This window comes from Paenisporosarcina sp. (assembly GCF_057785155.1).
Window position 1 is genome coordinate 92,313 of record NZ_JBYNRN010000033.1, and the last position, 23,493, is coordinate 115,805.

A 23,493-nucleotide genomic window follows, 5' to 3' on the forward strand; every position below is an offset into this window, starting at 1 on the left:
GTTAGAATTATTGAGGTCTCAGTTAGAATTTTGACAATCTCAGTTAGAAAAATCGCCATCTCAGTTGTAATTGTTCAAAAGGAAACGCCAACAGTAAAGGCTGCGTAAGCGAAGCGTGCAGCACCAATATGTTCATGACAAAGTTTGATGAGAAACTTTATTTTTTTAAATCTGTTTTCTGAAGGTTATTTGGGTTTGTTAAAACAGATAGACGGGAATATCCGTAGTAATACATTTGTTTGATGAGGGGGAACCGCGGATGGCTAAAAAGCCGCGTAAAGAATGGAGCAAGCGTAAGCGTATTATCATGGGCTCAATAGGTGTTTTCGCATTAATATATATCGCCGTTATTTTATGGCATACATTTAAGCCTTTGCCTGAAGGGATTTCATATAAAGGAGAATTGCATAAAACAGACAATATTGAAATGATAACCGATTTATCCTTTGCTCAAGATAAAAAAGGGACGGGCATGGTTCATGAACTTAATATATTTGACGAAGTCTATCAGTTGATTGAAGAAGCTGAGGATTTCATCGTTGTCGATTTTTTCTTGTTTGATGGTTTTTACGATCAAAAAGAAGATTTTCCGAAGATTGCAGATACGCTATCTTCGAAGTTAGCAGATAAGAAAAAAGAAAATCCGGATATGCCGATTGTTTTTATAACAGATCCGATTAATCGTGGTTATGGATCATATGAAAATGAATGGTTTAAAAAGATGAGAGAAGCTGGTGTTGAGATTGTCTATACTGATTTGGATCCTTTAAGAGATTCAACACCTGTTTACTCAGGCATCTATCGAATTCTCTTCCAATGGTTTGATATTGGTGGGAAGGGATGGATTGATAACGCAATGGCAAGTGATGCACCAAAAATGACGGTTGCATCTTATATGACTTTATTAAACGTAAAAGCTAACCATCGAAAAGCAGTTATAACGGAAAAAGAAGGTATGGTTACTTCTTCGAATCCTCATGATGCTAGTGGATTCCATGGCAATATTGCGTTGAAAGTAAGTGGACCAGTATTAAATGATATTTTGGAAGCGGAAGAAGCAGTTTCGCAATATTCCGGTGGTCCTAAATTACCCCGAGTCGATGTGGAGAAATCAGACGGACAGTATGAGGTTCAATACCTAACGGAGAAGAAAATTCTAGATGCACTGCTTGCTGATTTAGAAAACACCAAAAAAGGGGACAAAATTTGGTTAGGGATGTTCTTTATTGCGAAGCGCGATATTGTTACTACCTTAATTGATGCGGCGAATCGAGGAGTTGAGATAAACGTCATCCTTGACCCGAATGAAAACTCTTTTGGTCAACAAAAATCGGGTCTACCAAATCGACCGGTCGTTCAAGAAATGGTTGAGGATTCAGATGGGAAACTGAATGTACGCTGGTACAATGCAGTTATTGGTCAATATCATACGAAAACAATTTGGATTCAAAATGAAGACCATACCATTATTTCAAATGGTTCTGGAAATTATACAGAACGCACACTAGATAACTATAATTTAGAAGCGAATCTGAGAGTAATTGCCCCAAATGACAGTGAATTGGCAACCGAAATGGAAAGTTATTTTGAAAGACTATGGAATAATGAAGATGCCATGTATACAGTAGAACTTGAAGAATTCCAAGATGAATTTACAGTTTGGCAACGTGGTATCTATTCCATTCAGAAATTATTTAAAGTGACAACTTATTAATCGATAGGATTGCAAATAAGAAATAAAAAGCTCTATGCAGAAACGTTGCATAGAGCTTTTTAGCGGTAAAAAATTGTGTGAAATTCATGAATACTTGAATAAGGCATCGAATTCGGAATAGCCCGCATGAAATCGTGAATACACCCATTGAAATCGAGAATCGACACAACCAAATCTTGAATACCCCAGCGAAATCGAGAATGACCATCTCTACATCACTCCACCGCAACAAAAAAGGATTGCCTCATCATAGAGACAATCCCTTTTTCGCATTACTCGATTTCTTTTTGCTCGCCCGTTTGGAACCATTCTTCTACGTTCCATACTTTTGTTGCTAATCCTTCATAGAAGTCCGGTTCATGGCTTACAAGGACGATGGTGCCTTTATATTCAGTCATCGCACGTTTTAATTCTTCTTTAGCGTGGATGTCTAAATGGTTTGTTGGCTCATCAAATAGTAACCAGTTGCTTTCTTCCATCATTAATTTGCATAGTCGGACTTTCGCTTGTTCTCCACCACTAAGGCTGCTCATTGGACGTGAAATATGATCGTTTTTCAAACCAGTACGGGCAAGTGCTGCACGAACTGCGCTTTGCTCCATACTCGGATACGTTTTCCATACTTCTTCGATCGGCGTTTCATTACCAGCTTTCACTTCTTGCTCGAAGTAAGAAGTCACTAAGTAATCTCCACGAATGACGCTGCCACCAAGAGCAGGTACTTTGCCTAAAATGGTTTTTAGTAAGGTTGATTTACCAACACCATTCATTCCAACTAACGCGATTTTTTCGCCGCGTTCGATTGAAAATGAGAGTGGAGGAAGTAAAGGCTTATCATAACCGATAACTAAATGATCTGCTTCTACTACGTAACGACTTGGACTACGTGTTTCTTTAAATCCAAACTGAGGTTTTGCAGCTGTTTCTGGACGGTCAATTCGTTCGATACGATCCAATTGTTTTTGACGTGATTTAGCACGGCCAGTTGTTGAGTAACGTGCTTTGTTTTTGGCAATGAAATCTTCTTGTTTTTTAATGAAATCTTGTTGTTTTTCATATGCATCGATATGTTGGCGTTTATTAATTTCAGCAAGTTCTAAAAACTTCTCATAAGTTGCTGTGTAACGTGATAGCTTAGAGAATTCCAACTGGAAGATGACATCTACATTTCCATTCATAAATTCCGTATCATGTGAAATCAATAGGAAAGCGTGTGGGTAGTTCTTTAAATAATTGGATAACCAATTAATATGCTCTTCATCTAAATAGTTAGTAGGCTCATCGAGTAACATAACTTTCGGTTTTTCTAAAAGCAGTTTTGCTAATAAAACCTTCGTACGTTGACCTCCAGAAAGAGCAGAAACTTCACGATCTAATCCGACAGCGTCTAAACCAAGACCACGTGCAATTTCTTCTACTTTCATATCTAGAGAATAGAAATCACCGGCATCTAATGCATCTTGAATATCAGCCATTTGTTCAAGTAATTCTTCTAATTCTTCAGGTGTGGCGTCACCCATTTTACTTGTGATAACATTCATTTCTTCTTCTTTTTTATAAAGAGGCAAGAACGCATCACGTAATGTGTCGCGCATAGAGCGGCCTGGTTCTAAGCGGGTATGTTGATCTAAATATCCATAATGCGTACCAGGTAGCCATTCTACTCGACCTGAATCATGAATGATTTCTCCAGTAATAATGCTCATTAATGTTGATTTACCAACGCCGTTGGCACCAACTAAACCTACGTGTTCCCCTTCAACAAGGCGGAAAGAAACGTCTTTAAAAAGGGTGCGATCCCCAAATGTGTGTCCTAAATTATCTACTGTTAATAATGCCATGTTTCCATTCCTCCATTAAAAAGCTCGCGGGCATGTTACAGCGCCGCGAGCTTGTTGTTTAGTTCTGCGAGTTGTACTTCCATATCTGCTAATCGTTGCTCGGCTTTTTCAAGCATGGCCGGATGTCCCGTAGACTCCAATTTTTCCATGTCGCCTTGCAATCGTATATAATCCATTTTAAGTTCTGCGATTTGTGTTTGAATTTCTGATGCATTCATATAGGAGGAACTCCCCTTTTTTCTACATTGTATCACAATTTATGCGTTTCTTGTCACCTCTGAAGACCCTTCTTGAATGATTTTTTCAATTAAACGTAACATGTTTTGATTATTGCTACTTAACTTTAAGGAAAGCTGCTTTTTTACGGCTTTTCCACTTCGATTATGATGAAGGATAAATTCCATCACCGCTTGTTGCAAATGAGACTGTTTTAACTTTCGTCCCAACCCAAGATGAACAAACCCATTATGTTCACGAGGAAAACCGTGCAGTCCTTCTTTTTCGTTTTGTGCAATGACTATACATGGTTTTCCAATGACCGCCACGTAGTAAGGTGTATAGCGTGCATCGCAAATAACCATGTCGCACTCACTTATACTTTGCAAGAAATCATCCGTTTCGATAATGCGGGTTTGTTTTCGTCCGAGTGCCATCATTTTTAATTCATCTCGTTTATGGCGATAGTTAGAATGAAGTAAAACAGTAACAGCTAATGGGATTTGTAAATGCAGGAGATGTCGAAGTGTACGGTAGGATAAATTATCTTCATCTTCTTCTGTAAAGGCAACGACGATATGTGGCAACGGTAATGCCTGTGAAGGCCGTAAACCGAGTTGTGCGTAAGGCTCCAATTCATCTGGGACAATAAAACCACTATGGCCAGTGACGTAATTAGAAGGCAATGCTTCGCGTTCCTCACGGTAAAGGGTTTGAATGACGCGAGAAGCTTCTTTTCCACCTTCGCCAAAATCATCAAAGTGAATGGTTGTTGGAATCACTTTTTTGAACGTTTTACTTTCTTCCAGATCCGTATCAAGTCCATCCGTAATCAACACATCTGCTTGAACATCTTCTAATAGTGATTCTAAATCGGAGTGCTTACTAAATAACAACGGTTCAATCCCTTTGAGGCGTAAAGACTCGACTACCGAAGTGTGTTTTTGATTCACTAGGAAAAGTATATGATGAGATGCTAAAAATTTGGCAAGTTGGATACATCGACTTAAAGGGTAGCCAGAGTGACCGACATAAAAAAGAATTGTTATTCGTTGGAACGGTTTGTCCATTAAAATCCCACCTTTCATGTACTTCTTAAGGTATGGGAAGCTCGCGGGATGTATGAATAAATATTCAGAAATTGTCTCGGCATATGGTAAACTTTAATCATTCGTTTTGACTTGAAAGGGTGACTGAGTTGGAAAAAAGATCTGCTATTGTAATTGGAGCAACGGGGCTAACAGGTAGCCATTTAGTGAAGTGGTTGTGTGAAAGTGAAGCATACATAGCAGTTCATGTCATCGCAAGAAAGGCATTATCCTATGAGCATCCTAAATTAGATGTGCTCGTTAAAGATTTTGATACCATTGAAGAAAACGATCTTGAGGTTGCTCATGACTTTTTCTGTTGTTTAGGAACGACCATTAAAACAGCAGGTTCAAAGGAAGCGTTTGAAAAAGTGGATTTAACCTATCCAGTCCAATTAGCTTGCATGGCTAAGAATAAAGGAGTTAGCCATTTCTTAGTTATTTCAGCAATGGGGGCAAATCCAAATTCAACTGTTTACTACAATCGAGTTAAAGGTGAGATGGAAAAACAGCTGATTGATTTAAAATTAAAGAAATTATCGATTTTCAGACCTTCTTAATTAACGGGAGACCGAAAAGAGTTTAGACTAGGAGAACGTATTGGTGAAAGTGTTATGCAAATCGTTAATCCACTGCTCTTCGGTCCTTTGAAGAAATACCGATCAATTGATTCTCAACAAGTAGCGTTTGCTATGCTGCAAAAGGCGATATCCGGCAATAATAAACCGGTGTCCATTTATCAATCCGATGAAATTGCAGCAGTTAAAGCGATACTTCCAAAAGAAGAAAAACCCATTCCAAGAGAACAATTATTTAATTGGGAAAAACGTGAAGGTGTATTCGTTAAAGAGGACTTAACTACTGAAGTAGTGGATAAACCATTAAAAAAGGAGGAGTGATTCCATGCTTGATTCGCTATTATTTGATTTAATGTTTGTCATCTTTTTAGGAATCGCTTCCCAGTGGGTAGCTTGGCGAACGAGAATGCCGGCAATTGTTCTAATGTCGATTGCGGGTCTATTAGTAGGGCCAGTGTTCGGATGGATAAATCCAGAGGCAAGTTTCGGCGAGTTATTTGGTCCGATTATTTCCTTAGCAGTTGCTATTATTTTATTTGAAGGAAGTTTGAATTTAGATTTTCGAGAAGTAAGAGGGTTTAATAAACCTTTGTTGAGAATCGTTACGCTAGGTGCATTTATTGCCTGGATTGCCGGTTCGCTAGCAGCCCATTATTTAGCAGGTCTTTCACTTGCAGTATCCTTTGTAATCGGTGGATTATTCATTGTAACGGGTCCAACCGTTATTTTACCGCTACTTAGACAAGCGAAGCTAAAGCCAAGACCAGCGGCGATTTTAAAATGGGAAGGAATCGTAGTCGATCCTTTTGGTGCATTATTAGCCGTTTTTGCATTTGAATTCATTCAATTTATAAACAAAGATGTAACACTTCAAGCCTTGTTAACATTCTTTGCAGCTTCCATTTTTGCAGCTTTACTTGGGGTATTCGCAGGTAAAGGATTAGGTTGGATGTTTGGGAAAGGAAATGTCCCAGAGTTCTTAAAGTCGCCGATGGTGTTTGCTGTCGTACTATTTACCTTCGTCATATCGGATGAGATTATGCACGAAACGGGATTACTCGCAGTTACCGCTATGGGGATGACGATGGCGAATTTACATATTGCCTCTATTCAAGACATGCGACATTTTAAAGAAAATATTACTGTTTTATTAGTATCGAGTATTTTTGTCATGTTGACGGCGTCTCTGCAACCAGAAACTCTACTCCGTATATTTGATTGGAGAATTATTTCATTTGTAGCAGCTATGTTGTTAGTTGTTCGCCCTTTATCTATTTGGCTTTCAACGATTGGAACCGATCTTACCAATAAAGAAAAGGCATTGATTGGATGGATTGCTCCTAGAGGAATCGTTGCGCTTACAGTGTCTGGGTATTTTGCAAATGTTTTATTGGAAAAAGGTTATGAAGATGCAGAATTATTAACCGCACTTACTTTTGCACTTGTTTTCTCAACAGTTGTTGCGCATGGTTTTACCATTGGGTGGTTTGCGAAGAAATTAAATTTAGCTTCTTCCGAAAGTCCAGGTGTATTAATCGTTGGTGGAAATCGTTTTACAACTGAACTAGCTAAATCTTTAAAAGATCTAAATCACCAAGTGTTAATCATGGATAATTCATTTTCCCACTTAAGTGAAGCAAGAAAAGCTGGAATTCCTTCGCAAATGGGGGAAATACTTTCTGAGCAAACCGAATACAATGTGGATTTAACTCCGTACCCGATTTTGATTGCGGCGACGGAAGTGGATTCCTACAACGCACTCGTATGTTCAAACTTTGTTCCCGAACTTGGTCGCAATTCTTTATTCCAAACCGCATTACACAAAGGGGATGTAAGTGATATTAATCAATCACTTGGCGGTAGCATCTTATTTAATCCAAACGAAACCATTTATAAATTGAATGACCGAATTGAAAGAGGTCAAATTATTCGTAAGACCCCAATAACTGAGCAATATACGTATACACAATACTTAAAAGAACGAGAAGAAGATACGCTTCTTTTGTATTTGATGAGAGAAAATGGAACACTTGAGTTTTATTCAGTCAATAATGAATTACAAGCAGGTCCAGGTGATACGGTTATTAGCTTAACGCGACCGACAAAGGAATTAGTCAAATTACAAGAACGTATTGAAGCAGACCGTTCTAAACAGTCTCAGTCAAAAGAATGAATTTGGGTTGAATAACACGTCGTGCATAGGTCAACGTGGTTCGTTTTGATACAATAGAAGAAAGAACTGCGTTTGACTAGGAGGATGCCAAATGAAAATTTTGCTTATTGATGGAACAATCATTGGTTCGAAAACGGGAGCTATACTCGAGCAAGTGAAAGTATATATCGAAGATTTGAATGGAGCGCTTGAACTAGAAGTGCTAAAACTAGCGGATTATGAACACCAATTTGTAGATGGCCGACCGCTTGGTGAATATAATGCGGATATGCAAAAGCTTGTCCATAAAATTGAGGAAGCGGATGGCTATATTTTAGCAACACCTATATTCCAAGGGTCGATTCCTGGCGTATTGAAAAATGCCTTTGACATGCTTCATCCGCGTGCGATGAGATATAAACCCGTATCGATTGTCGCGAATGGTGGAACATATCAACATCATTTGGTCATTGAAAATCAATTGAAACCAATTTTAGATTATTTTAGATGCCTAGTGACACCAAATTATGTGTATACGCATACGAGTCATTTCGGTGAAGGTAATGTTATCGTGGATGAAGATGTACACGATCGATTACGCGAGTTAGCACGTGTTTTTGTGCACTATGTAGAAATGGGTAAAAACTTATCTAAAGAAACCATTGATCTTCCTTAATGGCAGTTTTAAAAACCACTTCGTTCAATAGAATGAAGTGGTTTTTGTGTTTTAGCAGCAATAGTGGCAACTTAAAACCTTTCTTTTGAAAAATCGTCAAACCTTGAATGATAGGCTATAGCTATTCTTCTTTGTAATATGTAATATGTAATCTAAAGTCTATTTAATAACTATTGGAGAACCTATGAATCCTTTTATCCCTAACACAACTTTTCGTTTAACTATGTATATCTTGGTTTTGAGTGTAGTATGTTCAAGTTTCATTATTTTCCCTACTTTTTACACCGATTTATACAAACCTATTCGTCCGAGCCATACGAGTATACATTTGCTATTTGAAATAGTATCTATTTTCATCGCGATGAGCATTGCCATTCATAGCTGGATTACATATAAAGAAGGAAAAATGCATTTCCCGATCATACTTGCTGCTGCTTTCTTCTCCGTTGGAATTCTTGATACCTTTCATGCTTTGACATTTCAAGGGATGCCACTGTTTTTTATTGAAAGCACTCCAATGACTTCCATTTGGCTATGGATCTTCGCTCGACTAACAGAGAGCTCAATTCTAGCAGTTGTGGTCTTCATGCCAAAGTTGTTTAAGCTTCTCGATCGAAATATAGCATTTTTGGTTTCCACAATCTATTCCATTGTATTAATAGGTATTGTGTTCTCTTTTTATAAGGAACTGCCGGTGCTTATTATGAATGGTGCTCCGACATTAACAAAAATCATACTCGAAATTATCACTGCTTTACTCCATCTTCTGGTTATTTTTCACTTACTTAGAAATACCAAAAAATTTAATGATATATTCATTCGTAATTTATATATCATTGGTGCTTTTTCAATTGTACTGTCATCCGTATTTTTCATTCAATACAAGTCGATAGATACTTATTTACATACGGCAGGACACTTATATAAAATAATTGGGTATTCCATGTTTTTCATCGTATTATTCATCGTCAGTGTTAAGGCACCGTTTCTCAATATTACTCGGTTACATGACCGAAACCGAATGATGTTCAATATGCTTGAACTCGGGATCATTGAAACAGACGCAAGAGGGGCCATTCAATATATCAATTTATCTGCTAGGGAGTTATTGCGGATACCTTCAAGTTTAGATGAGACATTGATGATGAATCAATTTGAAAGCAAAGCGACAAAAGGCCAAGAATATGAAGAAATTCAAACCTATACTGGTGAGGGAATCCCTGTTGAAATTGACCGCTTTCCTTTGATAGAAAACAAACAAATTATCGGCTATTTTTATACATTACGAGATTTACGTGAATCTATAGAAAATGAGCGTTTAGCAAAAGAGAAGTTAGTTACCGATTTTGAAATTGAAACAGCTGCTGCTGTTCAAAAAGACTTTAATTCCGAGATCTCCTCAGGTGAGCAAATAGGTTTTGTTTCTTTCCCTTTCAAACGATTGAATGGTGATTTTTATAATATTTTAAAACAAGGAAGCAAAACGATGGTGACGATTGCCGATATTAGTGGGAAAGGCATTCCGGCTGCTATCCAAACATCCTTGATGATTGGTGCAATTGAACATGTGAATTTACATCAAGAAAAACCTGATCAATTTGTAGCCTTTATTAATCGAATGTTTTCTAAATATAGTAAGTCTGAACACTTTATGACTTTATTTACGATGATTTATGATGAAGAAACACAAGTTCTTCAATATTGCTCTGCGGGTCATGAACCTTCACTTGTTTACAATAAAGAACGAAATGAATTTGATTTCCTAGAAACAAAAGGAGCAGCAATCGGCTTCTTTAAAGATGCTAAGTATGAGACAAAGACGATTCAACTTTCAACAGATGATATAGTCGTTCTTTACACAGATGGCTTAATAGAAGATCGTCGAAGATTGGAAGATGACCTATTCGAAGACTTGATGAATGCCATTCGCAATATAGACTTAACGTTACCTGCAGATACCATATCAAAACATTTGATTACTGAGGTAGAAAAAAATCGCCTAGGTGATATTCACGATGATCGTACAGTTGTCGTATTAAAATCATAAAATGTAGATTTCAGTCCTTTGGAAAACCTTTAGATCGTGCATATATAATCAACCGCAAAAATCAGTCATTCACACATTGTGAATAGACTGGTTTTTGTTTTTAAACAGTGGATTAGTTTGTGGGAAGGTAGGTATTTCGTTCTCTAAATTTTAAAAGCTAATCTCAACGGATTCTTTCGAACATTTTAGAATCAATCGAACTTCCGTTATAATGAAACACATAAGAAAGGGGCGGACGTATGTCAAAGTCAGTCGTATTAGCAGAAAAACCTTCCGTAGCGAGAGATATTGCACGTGTGCTCGGATGCCATAAAAAAGGAAATGGATTTTTAGAAGGAAATCAATATATTGTAACTTGGGCACTAGGTCATTTAGTGACACACGCAGACCCAGAGCAATACAACAATAGCTTTAAAGAGTGGAAGCTTGAGGATTTACCAATCATTCCTCAACCATTCAAACTCGTTCCAATCAAACAAACAATGAAACAATATAACGCAGTGAAATCACAACTATCAAGAGCGGATGTAAAAGAGGTTATTATCGCAACTGATGCTGGGAGAGAAGGCGAGCTTGTTGCACGGTGGATTTTAGAAAAAGCTAAATGTCATAAGCCAGTGAAGCGATTATGGATTTCTTCTGTAACGGACCAAGCGATTCAAAAAGGATTTAGAGAATTAAAAGATGGAAAAGCATATGAGCACTTATATCATGCAGCAGTCGCTCGAGCAGAAGCAGATTGGGTTGTAGGAATTAATGCCACTCGTGCTTTAACCGTTAAATACAATGCACAACTTTCTACTGGACGTGTGCAAACGCCAACACTTGCAATGATTGCTGAGCGTGAGAATCAAATCCGTGATTTTAAACCAAAAACCTATTATGGGCTTCAAGCTCTAACTGGTGAAGCAACCTATACGTGGACGTTCGGTCAAAACAACCAAACACAGCTGTTCAATAAAGACCAAGTAGATCAAGTGTTTCAAAAACTGGCAAATACACATGACGGTAAAATTATTGAAATTCAAACCACACCCAAAAAACAACCAGCACCACCTTTATTCGACTTAACTGAACTACAAAAAGAAGGACACCGAAGATTTGGTTGGTCGGCAAAAGAAACGTTAAATACATTGCAAGCACTTTATGAACGTCATAAGGTCGTCACGTATCCTCGAACAGATTCCAAACATCTTTCAAGTGATATGAAGTCGACACTAAAAGAGAGAATAAAAGCAGTTGAAGTCCAACCATACCGTGCCGTCGTAAATTCCATATTGCTTTTACCTCAAATTGCTCCGCAAAAAGGAGTAATAGATGATGCACGTGTAAGTGATCATCATGCGATTATCCCAACTGAAGTGACACCTGTTCTTCAAAACTTATCGGACAAAGAACGCAAATTATACGATTTAATTGTAAAACGCTTTTTAGCTGTCTTTCTTGGTCCATTCAGTTATGACCAAACTGTCATTACATTAGAAGTGAATGGTGAAAAATTCACGGCAAAGGGTAAAAACGTACGAGACGAAGGTTGGAAGCGGGTGTATCAACAGGAAGATGAAGAAGAAGTTGAAAGCTCTTTACCTCCTGTCCAAAAAGGTGATTCAATTGAGATTCGTGCGATTACCATGACGCAAGGAGATACCAAACCCCCTGCTCGATTTAATGAAGGAACATTGTTAGCGGCGATGGAAAATCCGACTGCGTTTATGTCAGGCGAGTCAAAAGAAATCATTCAAGCTATAGGTGAAACAGGTGGACTAGGAACCGTTGCAACGCGTGCTGATATCATCGAGAAGCTATTTAATTCTTTTGTTATTGAGAAAAAAGGCAAGGATATCTATACCACATCAAAAGGTAAACAATTATTGCAACTAGTTCCTGAAGACTTAAAATCTCCTTCACTAACTGGTGAATGGGAACAGCGATTGACGAAAATTGCAAAAGGAACATTAAAGAAAGATGTGTTTGTGAAAGATATGATTACTTTTTCCAAAACGGTGGTCGGTCAAATTAAACAAAGTGATCAAAAGTTTAAACATGATAATGTTACTGGCAAAACGTGTCCAGAATGCGGGAAGAACTTATTAGAAGTGAATGGGAAACGTGGAAAAATCCTTGTTTGCCAAGATCGTTCTTGTGGCTATAAAAAACAAGTTGCTGTTCAAACAAATGCACGATGCCCAGTTTGTCATAAACGCCTCGAAATGCGTGGTGAAGGCGAAGGAAAACTATTTGTTTGTAAATGCGGACACCGCGAAAAGCTCTCAGCTTTTGAAAAACGACGTGAATCTTCTGGCGGTGCTAAAGCAAATAAACGTGACGTCCAAAAGTATTTAAAACAACAAGATGAACCTGAAAATACAGCGATGGCTGAAGCCTTAAAGAAGTTAATGCAAAAGAATGACTAAATAAGTTAACTATTATTTTTCTTTATTAGGTATAAAGGCTCTGGTATATCACTTTTCGACTAAGGACTTAAGAATGTTTAAGAAGTCTGACAATGGTGGTATACTAACCCATAATATAACAGTGGAAACGGGGTGAATTGCATGAATTTAAGCGCAACCATAGGCTCTAGTTTTTTGGATCGAGATGTTGCAAATGATTACAGAAAAAAGTTGAATCTACGTCGAGAAGTTAGTGATACCTATAAAAAACAGGCGGATTTTTATCAGTCTAAAACACCAACATTATCAGAACTAGAAGATTTATTATTAGGGAAGATGGAATTAGACGGTGATACAGAAGAAGTAGCGGATGCTGTTCGTGTGTATCAAGAAATTGAACAACAACCGAAACACACACTAGCCTTTGGTAACGCGCCAATTCAAGCAATCTCGGGTTCCACTCCAGAAGAAACAATTGAATTATTAGAGCATGTTAAACGAGCTGCTCTAGCTTCTGCAGAACCTTCAGTGGAAGATTTACGTTTAGCGGCAAGTGCATCAACTCGAATTCAAGAAGCTCAAGCGCAAGTGGAGTTAAATGAAATTGCAGAGTCTCAAATAGAATTCGAAGCACAAAGACAAACAGAAATTCAATTTGAAGCAACAAATAAATCGATGCAAGTTGATTTTCAAGAACCACAAAATACATTAGTTGAACAACAAAAACATAGACAACTTCGTTTGTTTGAAGAGGCGATTTCGAAATACTCATTCCATGTTCAAATGAATCAACAAGGATTCCAAATCCAGCAACCAAGCTTTTACCGTATTGCTTAGGAGTTGAATAAAGATTGGCGAAAGCTAATAAAACACCAAAAACAAATGCTATCCGATTGTTAGATCAACAATCAGTTCCCTATTCGTTGCATGAATACAACGTAGTAGATGGTCAAATAGATGGCGTTTCAGTTGCAAATAAAATCGGACGACCAGTTGAAATGGTATTCAAAACATTAGTAGCTTCGGCTGGACCTGGCAAGGCTTATGTATTCTTAATACCAGTAGATAAAGAATTAGATTTAAAAGCAGCTGCTAAAAGTGCAGGAGAAAAGAAAGTGGAACTAATACCGGTGAAAGATTTACTTGGGTTAACTGGTTATATTCGTGGGGGATGCTCTCCTATAGGGATGAAAAAATTGTTCCCTACTTTCATCGATCTATCTGCAAAAAATCTAGATGAAATGATCGTGAGTGCCGGAAAAATCGGTATGCAAATTCAGTTGAAACCGACGGATTTAATTGCCAATACAAAAGGGGAATTTGCATTAATTTCCCGTTCTTGATAATAGCCTATCCAAAACATTAATACTTGTTATAATAGATAAATGAGTAATGCCATTCATGTCATACATGGATGGTTTTTTTGCGGATAAATATTGGAAGAGCACTATACAGCTCTCAGAAGAGACTTCAACTTACTCACAGTGAGGATAAGCTAGAAAGAAGGCAGTTCACATGAAAGTTAAATATTGGAGGTGGCTATTTTTCATAGCCGGTCTAATCATTCTTGCATTTGGCATTTCATTAACAATCAAAGGACAACTTTTAGGAATTGGCCCATGGGATGTTTTGCACGTGGGACTTTATTTAAACGTAGGTTTAACAATAGGTAGTTGGTCCATTATTTCGGGATTAGTGATCGTTATTGGAACTGCGATAGGTACGAAGAGGTTCCCTAAAATAGGTACATGGCTAAATATGATTCTGATAGGATTGTTTATCGATTTCTTTAATTGGTTACTACCTGATTTGACCAGTTACTTTGGACAAACCATCTTTTTTGTTGCAGGTGTTTTGATCATGGGATTAGGTGTAGGGATATATGTAGCACCCAATATGGGGGCAGGACCACGTGATAGTATCATGATCCTCATTGTTGAAAAGACCGGATGGACTGTAAAAAGAGTACGTACTGGAATTGAAATCGTAGTTGCGATTGTTGGTTGGATGTTAGGTGGTCCAATAGGATTCGGAACAGTACTCATTGCTGTTATACTCGGACAAATAGTTCACATGACATTACCAATGGCGAAAAGTTGGTTGAATCGATTCACGAAGGAAATCGAAATTTAGATACAAAAGTGTGCACACAGTGCATGCTTTTTTTCGTGGGACGAATTCATAGATTGTGAAAGAAATATGGCGAGTGCAGTAAATTATAAGTCGTGAGTGAGGGAAGGTTATGGTGCAAGCGGTAGAAAATTTGACGATAGCAAGCATTAATACGGTGTTAGGTAAAATCTGAACATGTTTTCACCACCTCTTTCATATAGTAGAAACATCTGATATTAGAAAGGGTGGATACATTGAACGGAACAATCACACACCAGTTTGGACGGGCTTATACCGGTCAAGGCGTCAAACACATTTATAATGAATTAATTGGAGAAGCTCGAAAAGTCTATTTTATAAAATCTCCACCTACATTTCGATTGTCTGAACTATTTCGACAAGTAGGCTTTCATTATTTAAAAAGAGGTTATGACATTGAGTGGTTTCATGATCCTTTACATGCGGATGTTTTAGAAGCTGTATATGTTAAAGGAAACCGAACGCTATTTTTACAAGCTGCACATCCTTTATCATTTGAACCCAAATATTACGGCAGCACCCATCAAGTCATTTCATTTTATGAAGCTTATGATGATGCTAAGTTAAAAGAACATGGTGGGTTTTTAAGAGAAAAGACCATTCATAGTGAGCAATGGCTAGCTAAGATGTTGCAAACCATGACAAAAGCCAAGGAAATTCATGATGAATGGGAACAGCCATATATTGTAGGGATGGATTGGCAAGCATTCGATCAACAAGCTGAGGAACTATTTGAAAACGTATTTTCGTCGTTTAATTTTAATAAAGAAGCTTTAAAAACGCATCGATTAATGGGAACAATCACGCCTGAGGGAGCAAAAGATCATTTTGCCTCATTAACTAAGGGGGTAAAAAGACGCATATTCATCAAAGGCTATCCAGGTAGTGGTAAATCAACGATGATGAAGCGGTTTGCAGCAAAAGCAGAAAGTGTAGGACTAAATACACAGTTAGGGTGGTGTGGTCTTGATTGTAACAGCATAGATTATGTGTATCTACCAGAGCTTCAGACCATCCTTTTTGATAGCACAAGTCCGCATGAATACGAGCCTGAACGTTCGAGTGACGAAATATTCGATGTTAGAAAGTTCCGTGAGTTGAATGAAGAAGAGCAGATATTTGTTAATCAAATAAAAGAGCGCTATCAAGAAGAAATTAGGGTTGCAACGGAGTATTTACAGGTATTTTCCACGGACGAAGAGACTATAAGAGAGACTATGGACATGTGTGTAAATAACTATAAATGGCGAGAAATAGAAGATTCTGTATATCAAATGATAGAGAATATTACCATATAAAAATGATAGATTTACCGCATTTTTCAGAATATTCTAAAGTGTTAAGCTTGAACCCGACGAAGATTTAATGTTTTTAATTCGGAGGGGGAAAATAAATTGAACAAGAAAAAAATTCTTTCTATTGTTTCAACTGGTGCACTTGCAGCTTCATTATTTGCACCATTCGCATCTGCTCCTGCAGAAGCAGCCAGTCCATATTCAAACTTTAATACAGCCAAATACGGAGATCGTGTTGATATCGATCAATATTTAAATGATTTATCAACAAGTGATAGCTTCCAAATACAAGCAGACCAAATCATTAAAGCACAAGCTGATGAATTACCTGCTACAGATGAGGAAGCTTCAGAAGAAAGTCCGTTTACGTTTGATGGTGGTACGAAATTATTCCTTGATCGTAACTTAAGCTTTAAAGAATTTACTTTACGAAGTGTAGGAGACAACGTTGAAATTTGGGTTGCTAAGGATTTAGCGTACGGTCCGGATAATCCGAAACCAGCGGATATTGTTACACAGGAACAGGCTGATAAATTACGTGATGAATTTGATTCGAATATTTATCCAGTTGCCACTGATTTCTTTGGGACACCAGATGCATTAGATGGATCAAAATCACCTTTACCGGGTATGGTAGGTCTTCCAGAGGGATACTATGAAGGATCAGACAAAATCATTATGTTAGTAGATAATGTACAAGATGAAGGTTGGAATAATCCAAGTTATCCATTCTTTGTCGCTGGATTCTTCTGGCAAACACTTGAAAACTATACAGACCGTAATATTGTAACGATCGATACGAATTCATGGGAGACTCGTTTAGAAAACACATTCTTTGGTACGACAATCCATGAACTTCAACATTTAATTCAAGCCGATAATGATGGTTCTGAAGAGACTTGGTTAAATGAAGGAATGTCTACATTCTCTGAATTTTTAGGTGGATACGGACATGGTGAAGGTTCGATTAACTTCTATTTAGATCATCCAGAAAATTCTTTAGTAAACTGGGATGAGCATGGGACAGCGGAGACTGGACCAGAAACGATTGCAGATTATGGGCAAGTCTACTTGTTCACTCTTTATATGTATGACAAGTTCGGCAAAGATTTTATTCGTGAACTAGCAGTAGACGGTACATCTCAAGGTATGGCATCAGTAGACCAACATTTAGAATCGTTCGGCACTGGTAAAACATTTACAGAGGTATACCAAAACTTCATGACTGCTCTTGCTTTAGACGATGACAAAGTAAGCAGTGATTACAAGTTTGATAGCATTGACCTTCGTGAAATGCCGATTAATGCTGCTGGAGATAAACGCGGGAAAACGGTTGATTTCGAGAAAGCATTAACATTTGAAAAAGAAGGCGTACCTGCATGGGGTGGCGACTTTAAAGAATTAGATTTCGGTAAAGATGTACGTGCGTTGAAATTTGATGGAGTAGATTTCTTACCGTTGCAATGGGCAACTGTTGCTAATCCATTAGATGCTTCTGAACAAGTACTGCACGCAAACAATGGGGATGAAGCGGATCAAGCTTTAATTTTTGGTGCAACAGTCCCAACTGAAAATCCTACTTTAACATTCGATCATTACTATGATATTGAAGAGCAATGGGATTATGCAGTAGTTCAAGTGTCCACTGATAATGGTGAAACATGGACATCTCTTGCAAATGAAAATACTCGTACAGATGTTGTTGAAGAAGGATATCCAACAATCAAAGAAAACGTACCTGGATTTACAGGACATAAATTAGATTGGTCTACAGAGTCATTCGACTTATCAGCTTATGCTGGTCAAGACGTTTTAGTATCATTCCGTAACTTAACAGACTGGGGCTACAATGATACTGGTTGGTTTATTAAAAATATTAACCTTGGAGATTTCTCTTCTGACGGTTCATCGACAGATGAGTTCCAATCATTAGGTCAACTTAAAGGTGAGTACGTTGATTTCACAGTGACGTTAATTCAAACACGTGCTAACGGTCAACAAAAAGTAATGCATATTGATCCATTCAATGTAACGGATAAAGAAGCGTTACAAGTACGTAACTTCTTAACACAAGGTAATGTGAAAATGATTACTTCATATGCAGCTGCACCAGGTCAACTTGATGCACAAGATTACACGTATGAAGTAGTTTTAAAATCAAACAACAAGAAGAATAAATAATTGATTAATTGCAATTAACTAAGAGCGGGCTCATTTCGAGCTCGCTCTTTTGTGCGTATAGATTCGTCGTATGTTAAAATACTATGTATCACGACAATCGAAAGGAAGATGATTTTGTCTAACGTACTAGATGCTTTTTTACAAGAAAACTTACAAGAACTGCGTGACCAAGGTTTATATAACGAAGTGGATCCTGTAGAAGGTCCTAATGGAGCGAAAATTCAAATTCGAGGAAAAGAGTTAATCAATTTATCCTCAAATAATTACTTGGGCCTTGCAACAAACGAAGACTTAAAACGCATAGCGAAAGAAGCTATTGATAAATATGGCGTAGGTGCAGGTGCAGTCCGCTCCATTAATGGAACACTTGACTTACATGTGAAATTAGAAGAAAAGTTAGCAGAGTTTAAAGGAACAGAAGCGGCTATTTCGTACCAATCTGGTTTCAACTGTAATATGGCAGCTATTTCTGCAGTTATGGATAAAAACGATGCCATTCTTTCGGATCAATTAAACCACGCTTCAATCATTGATGGCTGTCGTCTATCGAAAGCTAAGATTATTGCGTTCAAGCATTCCGACATGGAAGATTTACGAGCGAAAGCAAAAGAAGTGCAAGAATCTGGTCTGTACAATAAGGTCATGGTCATCACTGACGGCGTATTTTCAATGGATGGGGATATTGCGAAACTTCCTGAAATCGTTGAAATTGCGAAAGAGTTTGATTTAATTACTTATGTTGATGATGCTCATGGCTCTGGTGTTACTGGTAAAGGTAAGGGGACCGTTAAACACTTCGGTTTAGAAAAAGATATCGACTTCCAAATGGGTACGCTTTCAAAAGCTGTTGGAGTAGTCGGCGGTTACGTAGCTGGTAAGCAATCGTTAATCGATTGGTTAAAAGTTCGCTCGCGTCCATTTTTATTCTCTACAGCAGTCCCACCAGGTGATGTAGCAGCGATCACAGCAGCTCTTCAGATGATTATCGATTCAACCGAGCTTCACGACAAACTTTGGGATAATGGAGATTATCTAAAAGCAGGACTTAAAAAATTAGGTTTTGATATCGGTGCTTCTGAAACGCCGATTACACCATGTATCATTGGTGACGAAAAATTAACTCAACAATTCTCGAAACGATTATTTGAAGAGGGTGTTTATGCGAAAGCGATTGTCTTCCCAACGGTTCAAAAAGGGACAGGCCGTGTTCGTAATATGCCAACTGCCGTTCATACGAAAGAAATGTTAGACGAAGCCATCGCGATTTACGAAAAAGTAGGAAAAGAACTAGGCGTAATTCAATAATTCATCTCACAATGCATCAATGGGTCTCTAAACGGAGACTCCTTGATGCTTTTTTGTATGTTTGAGGTTACGTGAGAAGTCTCAGTTAGAAATATTGGCTTCTTGGTTAGAAGAATGGCAATCTCAGTTAGAAAAATATCGATCTCAGTTCGAATTATCGTCATCTCAGTAGTAATTGTTCGCACACCGCTCTAAAGAAGCGATTAGCCATAATCGGCTAATCGCTTCTTAACATGAATAGGATAAATCGTTCTAGCTGACACTTATATAATCAGATGCGTCCAACAGAATGGACGACAATATACTTTTGGATTCCACGAGAATGGGTAATTGCCTGTTGTGCTTCTTTTTCAAATAATTCTTGTTGTCCTTTTTCCTTTGCATACAAGGCATGTAATGCATGAATCATCCATTCGACGCCTACATTTTCTTCGTGTCGTGCGGCTTCTTCAAAATTACCTTGTTTGGTAGCAATTAGTGCTGCGTAATAAGATTTTAAAGGTTCGGTATCGATTCGCTGTGCGTACGTATCCGCGGCTTCAATATTTTTTAGATGCAATGCTAAAAGAGTTTTATATACATTTTGCATGTAAGGCTGTTTGTGTTTTTCGATTATGGCACGTAAACTTTCTTCGATTTCGACTTCATTGCCATGAGCCAATGCCAATGGGTAAGCAAAGATTGGTTTCTTTTTATTTGCTTGGATATACTTCTCAATGCTTTTTAGATTGTTTGAGCGATAGATTGTATATAAGGTAGGGAGTAAATTGAATCCCAAGAAAAAAATGAAGACAGTCAGTATGATTACCAATGGGGGGAACTGAAGTGAAAACAATAAAGTAGCTAAAATGAAAGTCAGTACGAAAGTGACACTGGTTCTGTAAATATTCATGTAATGAAACGCCCTTTTTAATTTTAAGTATAGCAAACCAGCAATAGAAAAGAATCGAGTTATTTCTAAAATCAACGTATTTGATAAAACGTTGTGTATTTACAATGAACACTTTATAATGAGTGATGGTTAAAAGCTTTTATATCAACGTTTTATTGGAATAATATGTACTCTGTAAAAACACAAATGTTTTATTCACAAGGAGAGATTTCATTTGAAGAGAATAATGATAACTGGGGCTTTAGGACAAATTGGTTCGGAGCTAATCGTTAAACTACGTGACATTTATGGTGCTGAAAATGTATTGGCTACTGATATTCGTAAGACAGATTCTCCTGTCGTAAATGATGGCCCTTTTGAATTATTGGATGTAATGGATTTAGAAAATATGCGAAAACTTGCGAAAGATTTCGGTGCGGATACGATGATGCATATGGCTGCATTGTTATCTGCTACAGCTGAAGCGAAGCCTTTGCTAGCTTGGAACCTGAATATGGGTGGTCTTGTTAATGCACTAGAAACCTCTCGTGAACTTGGTCTTCAATTCTTTACTCCGAGCTCAATCGGTGCATTTGGCCCTTCTACACCAAAAGACAATACACCTCAAGATACTTTGCAACGTCCAACAACGATGTACGGGGTGAATAAAGTAGCTGGTGAATTACTATGTGATTACTACTTCCAAAAATTTGGAGTGGATACACGAGGCGTTCGATTCCCTGGATTGATTTCCTACGTAACTCCACCAGGTGGTGGAACGACGGATTACGCAGTGGATATTTACTATAAAGCGTTAGAAGAAGGTAAATATACGTCATATATTGAAAAGGGTACATACATGGATATGATGTACATGCCTGATGCTCTTCAAGCGATTGTCGATTTAATGGAAGCGGATGCTAGCAAGCTAGAGCATCGAAATGCCTTCAACGTTACCGCAATGAGTTTTGAACCTGAGCAAATTGCAGCATCGATTCGCAAACATATACCTGATTTTGAAATGAACTATGAAGTTGACCCAATTCGTCAAACGATTGCCAATAGCTGGCCAGATTCAATTGATGCAAGTGCTGCAAAAGCTGAATGGGGATTTAAGGCGCAATATGATTTAGATGAAATGACGAAAGATATGCTAGAAAAATTAGCAACAAAAATGAAGTAAGTATTACTAAACAAAGCATGCACCTTGAAGGAGCATGCTTTGTTTTTTCATTAAGAACCAAATATTAATAGGTGGAGAAATTATAAAGTAGTCGTCTAGAAGTTTTAGTTTTTATTAAGATTATTTATTTTTACGTGCTTTTGTCGATTGTAATGGAGGCGGCGTAAAACATCTGCTCCTGCATCGCTGCGCTAGCTTCGTCGCAAAGATTAGAACGATGCTTCTAATCTTTCCAGCGGAATTAGCAAGAACTGAAGACCCTGGACTGAGCTCGCGAGGGAAGCGGCTGAAGTCTTGCCCGCGGAAAGCGTCCGCAGCAATGAAAATCGACCATTACATTTAAAAAAAAGAAAGAGGGTGTTCCAAGAGTCAACTTACATGACTCTTAGACACCCTCTTTTAACTTGCGGATGAAACAATAATTAAAACAATAAATGAGCAACACCAGCGATAATTGGTAATGCAATGACTGTACGTAGAATGAAAATAATCAATAAGTCTAAAATGTTCACGGGAATTTTAGATCCTAATAGTAATCCACCGACTTCAGACATGTAAATTAATTGTGTAACCGATACAGCTGCAATAACGAATCGAGTTAATTCAGATTCAATCATTTCGCCACCTAAAAGTGCTGGAAGGAACATATCGGCAAACCCAACAACAATCGTTTGAGCTGCTTCAGCTGCTTCAGGAATTCCTAGTACCATTAACAATGGCTCAAACGGTTTTCCTAACCATACGAATACATCTGTGTAAGTTGCAAGGATAAGCGCAATTGTACCAAATGCCATAACGACAGGTGCAACACCCATCCACATATCTAATACATTTTTTAGACCATCTTTTACGAATTCAACAATAGAACGGTTTTTATTAGCCTTAGTTAGAGCATTTTCTAAACCGTGAGATACCACATTGTAACCTTCAGGAAGTGCTTCGCCAGTCTCGTCATATGGACGACCATCGATATATTCATCAGGTTTACGAGACAATGGGAATATGCGTGGCATAATAAATGCTAATACAATCCCTGCAAACACAACGGTCGCGTAAAATGGAAGGAAGTAACTTCCTAAACCAACTTCTTCAATAACAACGATTGAGAACGTGATCGACACAACGGAGAAGGTTGTTCCGATAATAGCTGCTTCTTTTTTTGTATAAAAGCCTTCTTCATACTGCTTGCTTGTTAATAAAACCCCAATTGTTCCGTCGCCAATCCATGAAGCTAATGCATCGATTGAAGAACGACCAGGTAATTTGAAAAGGGGACGCATGATTTTAACCATCATCGTACCGAAGAATTCAAGTAACCCAAAGTTTAATAACAGAGGTAATAGTAATCCTGCGAATAAGAAGATTGTAAATAAGAATGACAGTAAACCAGTAGGTGATAATAATAAACCACCAGTATCTTCACTGCGAACCATTTCAGGACCAATATTTGCAACCACCATTACCGCAAAGACTGCACCAATGATTCGAACGATTGTCCAGAACCAATTCACTTGAAATAGCTTTTCAAAGAATGTTTGATCTTCTGGATTTGCATCCTTTTTAAATAAATAAAGAATGGAGCCAAGTGCCGCAAGAATCATGACGATGGTAACTGTCCATGGCATAATCGCTTCAACTTTACCTGCAACCAAGTTCGCTAAAATGGCAACTGGAATCTTCCATTCACCATCATATTTGAATGGAATCATGAATAAGAATATTCCGATAATTGAAGGTACTAAGAATAATAACCATGTAGATAGTGAAAACTTCTTCAAATCTGACGCCTCCTAATATGTATA

The 23,493-nt window shown here is 37.8% G+C and carries 19 protein-coding genes; 14 read left to right on the forward strand and 5 right to left on the reverse strand.

What is annotated here, in order from left to right:
* Nucleotides 1–259: 259 nt before the first annotated feature.
* The gene (locus AC3EA5_RS11860) at nucleotides 260–1,714 is read left to right on the forward strand and encodes a phospholipase D family protein (protein ID WP_488608534.1); all 1,455 of its coding nucleotides are present in this window, start codon (nucleotides 260–262) and stop codon (nucleotides 1,712–1,714) included.
* A gap of 272 nt (nucleotides 1,715–1,986) precedes the next feature.
* Here the strand turns inward: AC3EA5_RS11860 and AC3EA5_RS11865 are convergent, their stop codons facing one another.
* The 3 genes from AC3EA5_RS11865 to AC3EA5_RS11875 are packed head-to-tail and all read right to left on the reverse strand — an operon-like array spanning nucleotide 1,987 to nucleotide 4,841.
* Nucleotides 1,987–3,555 (reverse strand): ABC-F family ATP-binding cassette domain-containing protein, encoded by a 1,569-nt coding sequence (locus tag AC3EA5_RS11865; RefSeq protein WP_394191699.1) that lies wholly within the window; start codon nucleotides 3,553–3,555, stop codon nucleotides 1,987–1,989.
* A gap of 35 nt (nucleotides 3,556–3,590) precedes the next feature.
* A complete protein-coding gene (locus tag AC3EA5_RS11870; protein WP_488608535.1) occupies nucleotides 3,591–3,773 on the reverse strand; it encodes an SE1832 family protein in 183 nt (60 codons plus the stop codon).
* Between the two features lie 39 nt (nucleotides 3,774–3,812).
* On the reverse strand, nucleotides 3,813–4,841 hold the full coding sequence (locus AC3EA5_RS11875; protein WP_394191703.1) for a hypothetical protein: 1,029 nt from the start codon (nucleotides 4,839–4,841) through the stop codon (nucleotides 3,813–3,815).
* Nucleotides 4,842–4,969: 128 nt separating this feature from the next.
* Here AC3EA5_RS11875 and AC3EA5_RS11880 point away from each other — a divergent pair, with 128 nt between their 5' ends.
* From AC3EA5_RS11880 to AC3EA5_RS11935, 12 genes are all read left to right on the forward strand, one after another.
* Nucleotides 4,970–5,419 carry an NAD(P)H-binding protein gene (locus AC3EA5_RS11880; protein ID WP_488608536.1) on the forward strand — a complete coding sequence of 150 codons (450 nt, stop codon included), beginning with the start codon at nucleotides 4,970–4,972 and terminating at the stop codon, nucleotides 5,417–5,419.
* A 54-nt stretch (nucleotides 5,420–5,473) separates the two neighbouring features.
* Nucleotides 5,474–5,758 carry a hypothetical protein gene (locus AC3EA5_RS11885; RefSeq protein ID WP_488608537.1) on the forward strand — a complete coding sequence of 95 codons (285 nt, stop codon included), beginning with the start codon at nucleotides 5,474–5,476 and terminating at the stop codon, nucleotides 5,756–5,758.
* A gap of 4 nt (nucleotides 5,759–5,762) precedes the next feature.
* Nucleotides 5,763–7,610: a cation:proton antiporter gene (locus tag AC3EA5_RS11890; RefSeq protein WP_488608538.1), complete on the forward strand. Its 1,848-nt coding sequence runs from the start codon at nucleotides 5,763–5,765 to the stop codon at nucleotides 7,608–7,610.
* A 91-nt stretch (nucleotides 7,611–7,701) separates the two neighbouring features.
* Nucleotides 7,702–8,265, forward strand: coding sequence for an NADPH-dependent FMN reductase (locus AC3EA5_RS11895; protein WP_488608539.1), 564 nt, complete (start codon nucleotides 7,702–7,704; stop codon nucleotides 8,263–8,265).
* A 223-nt stretch (nucleotides 8,266–8,488) separates the two neighbouring features.
* Entirely contained in the window at nucleotides 8,489–10,312 is a 1,824-nt protein-coding gene (locus AC3EA5_RS11900; RefSeq protein WP_488608616.1) for a SpoIIE family protein phosphatase, read from the forward strand.
* Between the two features lie 239 nt (nucleotides 10,313–10,551).
* On the forward strand, nucleotides 10,552–12,726 hold the full coding sequence (locus AC3EA5_RS11905) for a DNA topoisomerase III (protein WP_488608540.1): 2,175 nt from the start codon (nucleotides 10,552–10,554) through the stop codon (nucleotides 12,724–12,726).
* A gap of 141 nt (nucleotides 12,727–12,867) precedes the next feature.
* The gene (locus AC3EA5_RS11910; protein WP_488608541.1) at nucleotides 12,868–13,542 is read left to right on the forward strand and encodes a hypothetical protein; all 675 of its coding nucleotides are present in this window, start codon (nucleotides 12,868–12,870) and stop codon (nucleotides 13,540–13,542) included.
* Nucleotides 13,543–13,556: 14 nt separating this feature from the next.
* Nucleotides 13,557–14,048 carry a Cys-tRNA(Pro) deacylase gene (gene ybaK, locus AC3EA5_RS11915; RefSeq protein WP_488608542.1) on the forward strand — a complete coding sequence of 164 codons (492 nt, stop codon included), beginning with the start codon at nucleotides 13,557–13,559 and terminating at the stop codon, nucleotides 14,046–14,048.
* 172 nt (nucleotides 14,049–14,220) lie between these two features.
* The gene (locus AC3EA5_RS11920; RefSeq protein WP_488608543.1) at nucleotides 14,221–14,838 is read left to right on the forward strand and encodes a YczE/YyaS/YitT family protein; all 618 of its coding nucleotides are present in this window, start codon (nucleotides 14,221–14,223) and stop codon (nucleotides 14,836–14,838) included.
* Between the two features lie 233 nt (nucleotides 14,839–15,071).
* Nucleotides 15,072–16,154, forward strand: coding sequence for a hypothetical protein (locus AC3EA5_RS11925; protein ID WP_488608544.1), 1,083 nt, complete (start codon nucleotides 15,072–15,074; stop codon nucleotides 16,152–16,154).
* Nucleotides 16,155–16,250: 96 nt separating this feature from the next.
* Nucleotides 16,251–18,332 carry a peptidase M6 gene (locus AC3EA5_RS11930; RefSeq protein WP_488608545.1) on the forward strand — a complete coding sequence of 694 codons (2,082 nt, stop codon included), beginning with the start codon at nucleotides 16,251–16,253 and terminating at the stop codon, nucleotides 18,330–18,332.
* Between the two features lie 108 nt (nucleotides 18,333–18,440).
* On the forward strand, nucleotides 18,441–19,637 hold the full coding sequence (locus AC3EA5_RS11935; protein WP_488608546.1) for a glycine C-acetyltransferase: 1,197 nt from the start codon (nucleotides 18,441–18,443) through the stop codon (nucleotides 19,635–19,637).
* Between the two features lie 271 nt (nucleotides 19,638–19,908).
* Here AC3EA5_RS11935 and AC3EA5_RS11940 read toward each other — a convergent pair whose 3' ends face one another.
* On the reverse strand, nucleotides 19,909–20,529 hold the full coding sequence (locus AC3EA5_RS11940; protein ID WP_488608547.1) for a hypothetical protein: 621 nt from the start codon (nucleotides 20,527–20,529) through the stop codon (nucleotides 19,909–19,911).
* Nucleotides 20,530–20,743: 214 nt separating this feature from the next.
* Between AC3EA5_RS11940 and AC3EA5_RS11945 the strand changes: the two genes are divergently transcribed.
* Entirely contained in the window at nucleotides 20,744–21,691 is a 948-nt protein-coding gene (locus tag AC3EA5_RS11945) for an L-threonine 3-dehydrogenase (protein WP_488608548.1), read from the forward strand.
* 422 nt (nucleotides 21,692–22,113) lie between these two features.
* On the opposite strand, the gene AC3EA5_RS11950 is transcribed toward AC3EA5_RS11945, so the two are convergent.
* Nucleotides 22,114–23,469 carry a YjiH family protein gene (locus AC3EA5_RS11950; RefSeq protein ID WP_488608549.1) on the reverse strand — a complete coding sequence of 452 codons (1,356 nt, stop codon included), beginning with the start codon at nucleotides 23,467–23,469 and terminating at the stop codon, nucleotides 22,114–22,116.
* Between the last annotated feature and the right edge of the window lie 24 nt (nucleotides 23,470–23,493).

Coding starts and splice junctions, on each gene's coding strand:
- AC3EA5_RS11860 (WP_488608534.1), top strand. CDS start 260: ATGGCTAAAAAGCCGCGTAAAGAATGGAGCAAGCGTAAGCGTATTATC.
- AC3EA5_RS11865 (WP_394191699.1), bottom strand. CDS start 3,555: ATGGCATTATTAACAGTAGATAATTTAGGACACACATTTGGGGATCGC.
- AC3EA5_RS11870 (WP_488608535.1), bottom strand. CDS start 3,773: ATGAATGCATCAGAAATTCAAACACAAATCGCAGAACTTAAAATGGAT.
- AC3EA5_RS11875 (WP_394191703.1), bottom strand. CDS start 4,841: ATGGACAAACCGTTCCAACGAATAACAATTCTTTTTTATGTCGGTCAC.
- AC3EA5_RS11885 (WP_488608537.1), top strand. CDS start 5,474: ATGCAAATCGTTAATCCACTGCTCTTCGGTCCTTTGAAGAAATACCGA.
- AC3EA5_RS11890 (WP_488608538.1), top strand. CDS start 5,763: ATGCTTGATTCGCTATTATTTGATTTAATGTTTGTCATCTTTTTAGGA.
- AC3EA5_RS11895 (WP_488608539.1), top strand. CDS start 7,702: ATGAAAATTTTGCTTATTGATGGAACAATCATTGGTTCGAAAACGGGA.
- AC3EA5_RS11900 (WP_488608616.1), top strand. CDS start 8,489: ATGTATATCTTGGTTTTGAGTGTAGTATGTTCAAGTTTCATTATTTTC.
- AC3EA5_RS11905 (WP_488608540.1), top strand. CDS start 10,552: ATGTCAAAGTCAGTCGTATTAGCAGAAAAACCTTCCGTAGCGAGAGAT.
- AC3EA5_RS11910 (WP_488608541.1), top strand. CDS start 12,868: ATGAATTTAAGCGCAACCATAGGCTCTAGTTTTTTGGATCGAGATGTT.
- AC3EA5_RS11920 (WP_488608543.1), top strand. CDS start 14,221: ATGAAAGTTAAATATTGGAGGTGGCTATTTTTCATAGCCGGTCTAATC.
- AC3EA5_RS11935 (WP_488608546.1), top strand. CDS start 18,441: ATGATTTTGTCTAACGTACTAGATGCTTTTTTACAAGAAAACTTACAA.
- AC3EA5_RS11940 (WP_488608547.1), bottom strand. CDS start 20,529: ATGAATATTTACAGAACCAGTGTCACTTTCGTACTGACTTTCATTTTA.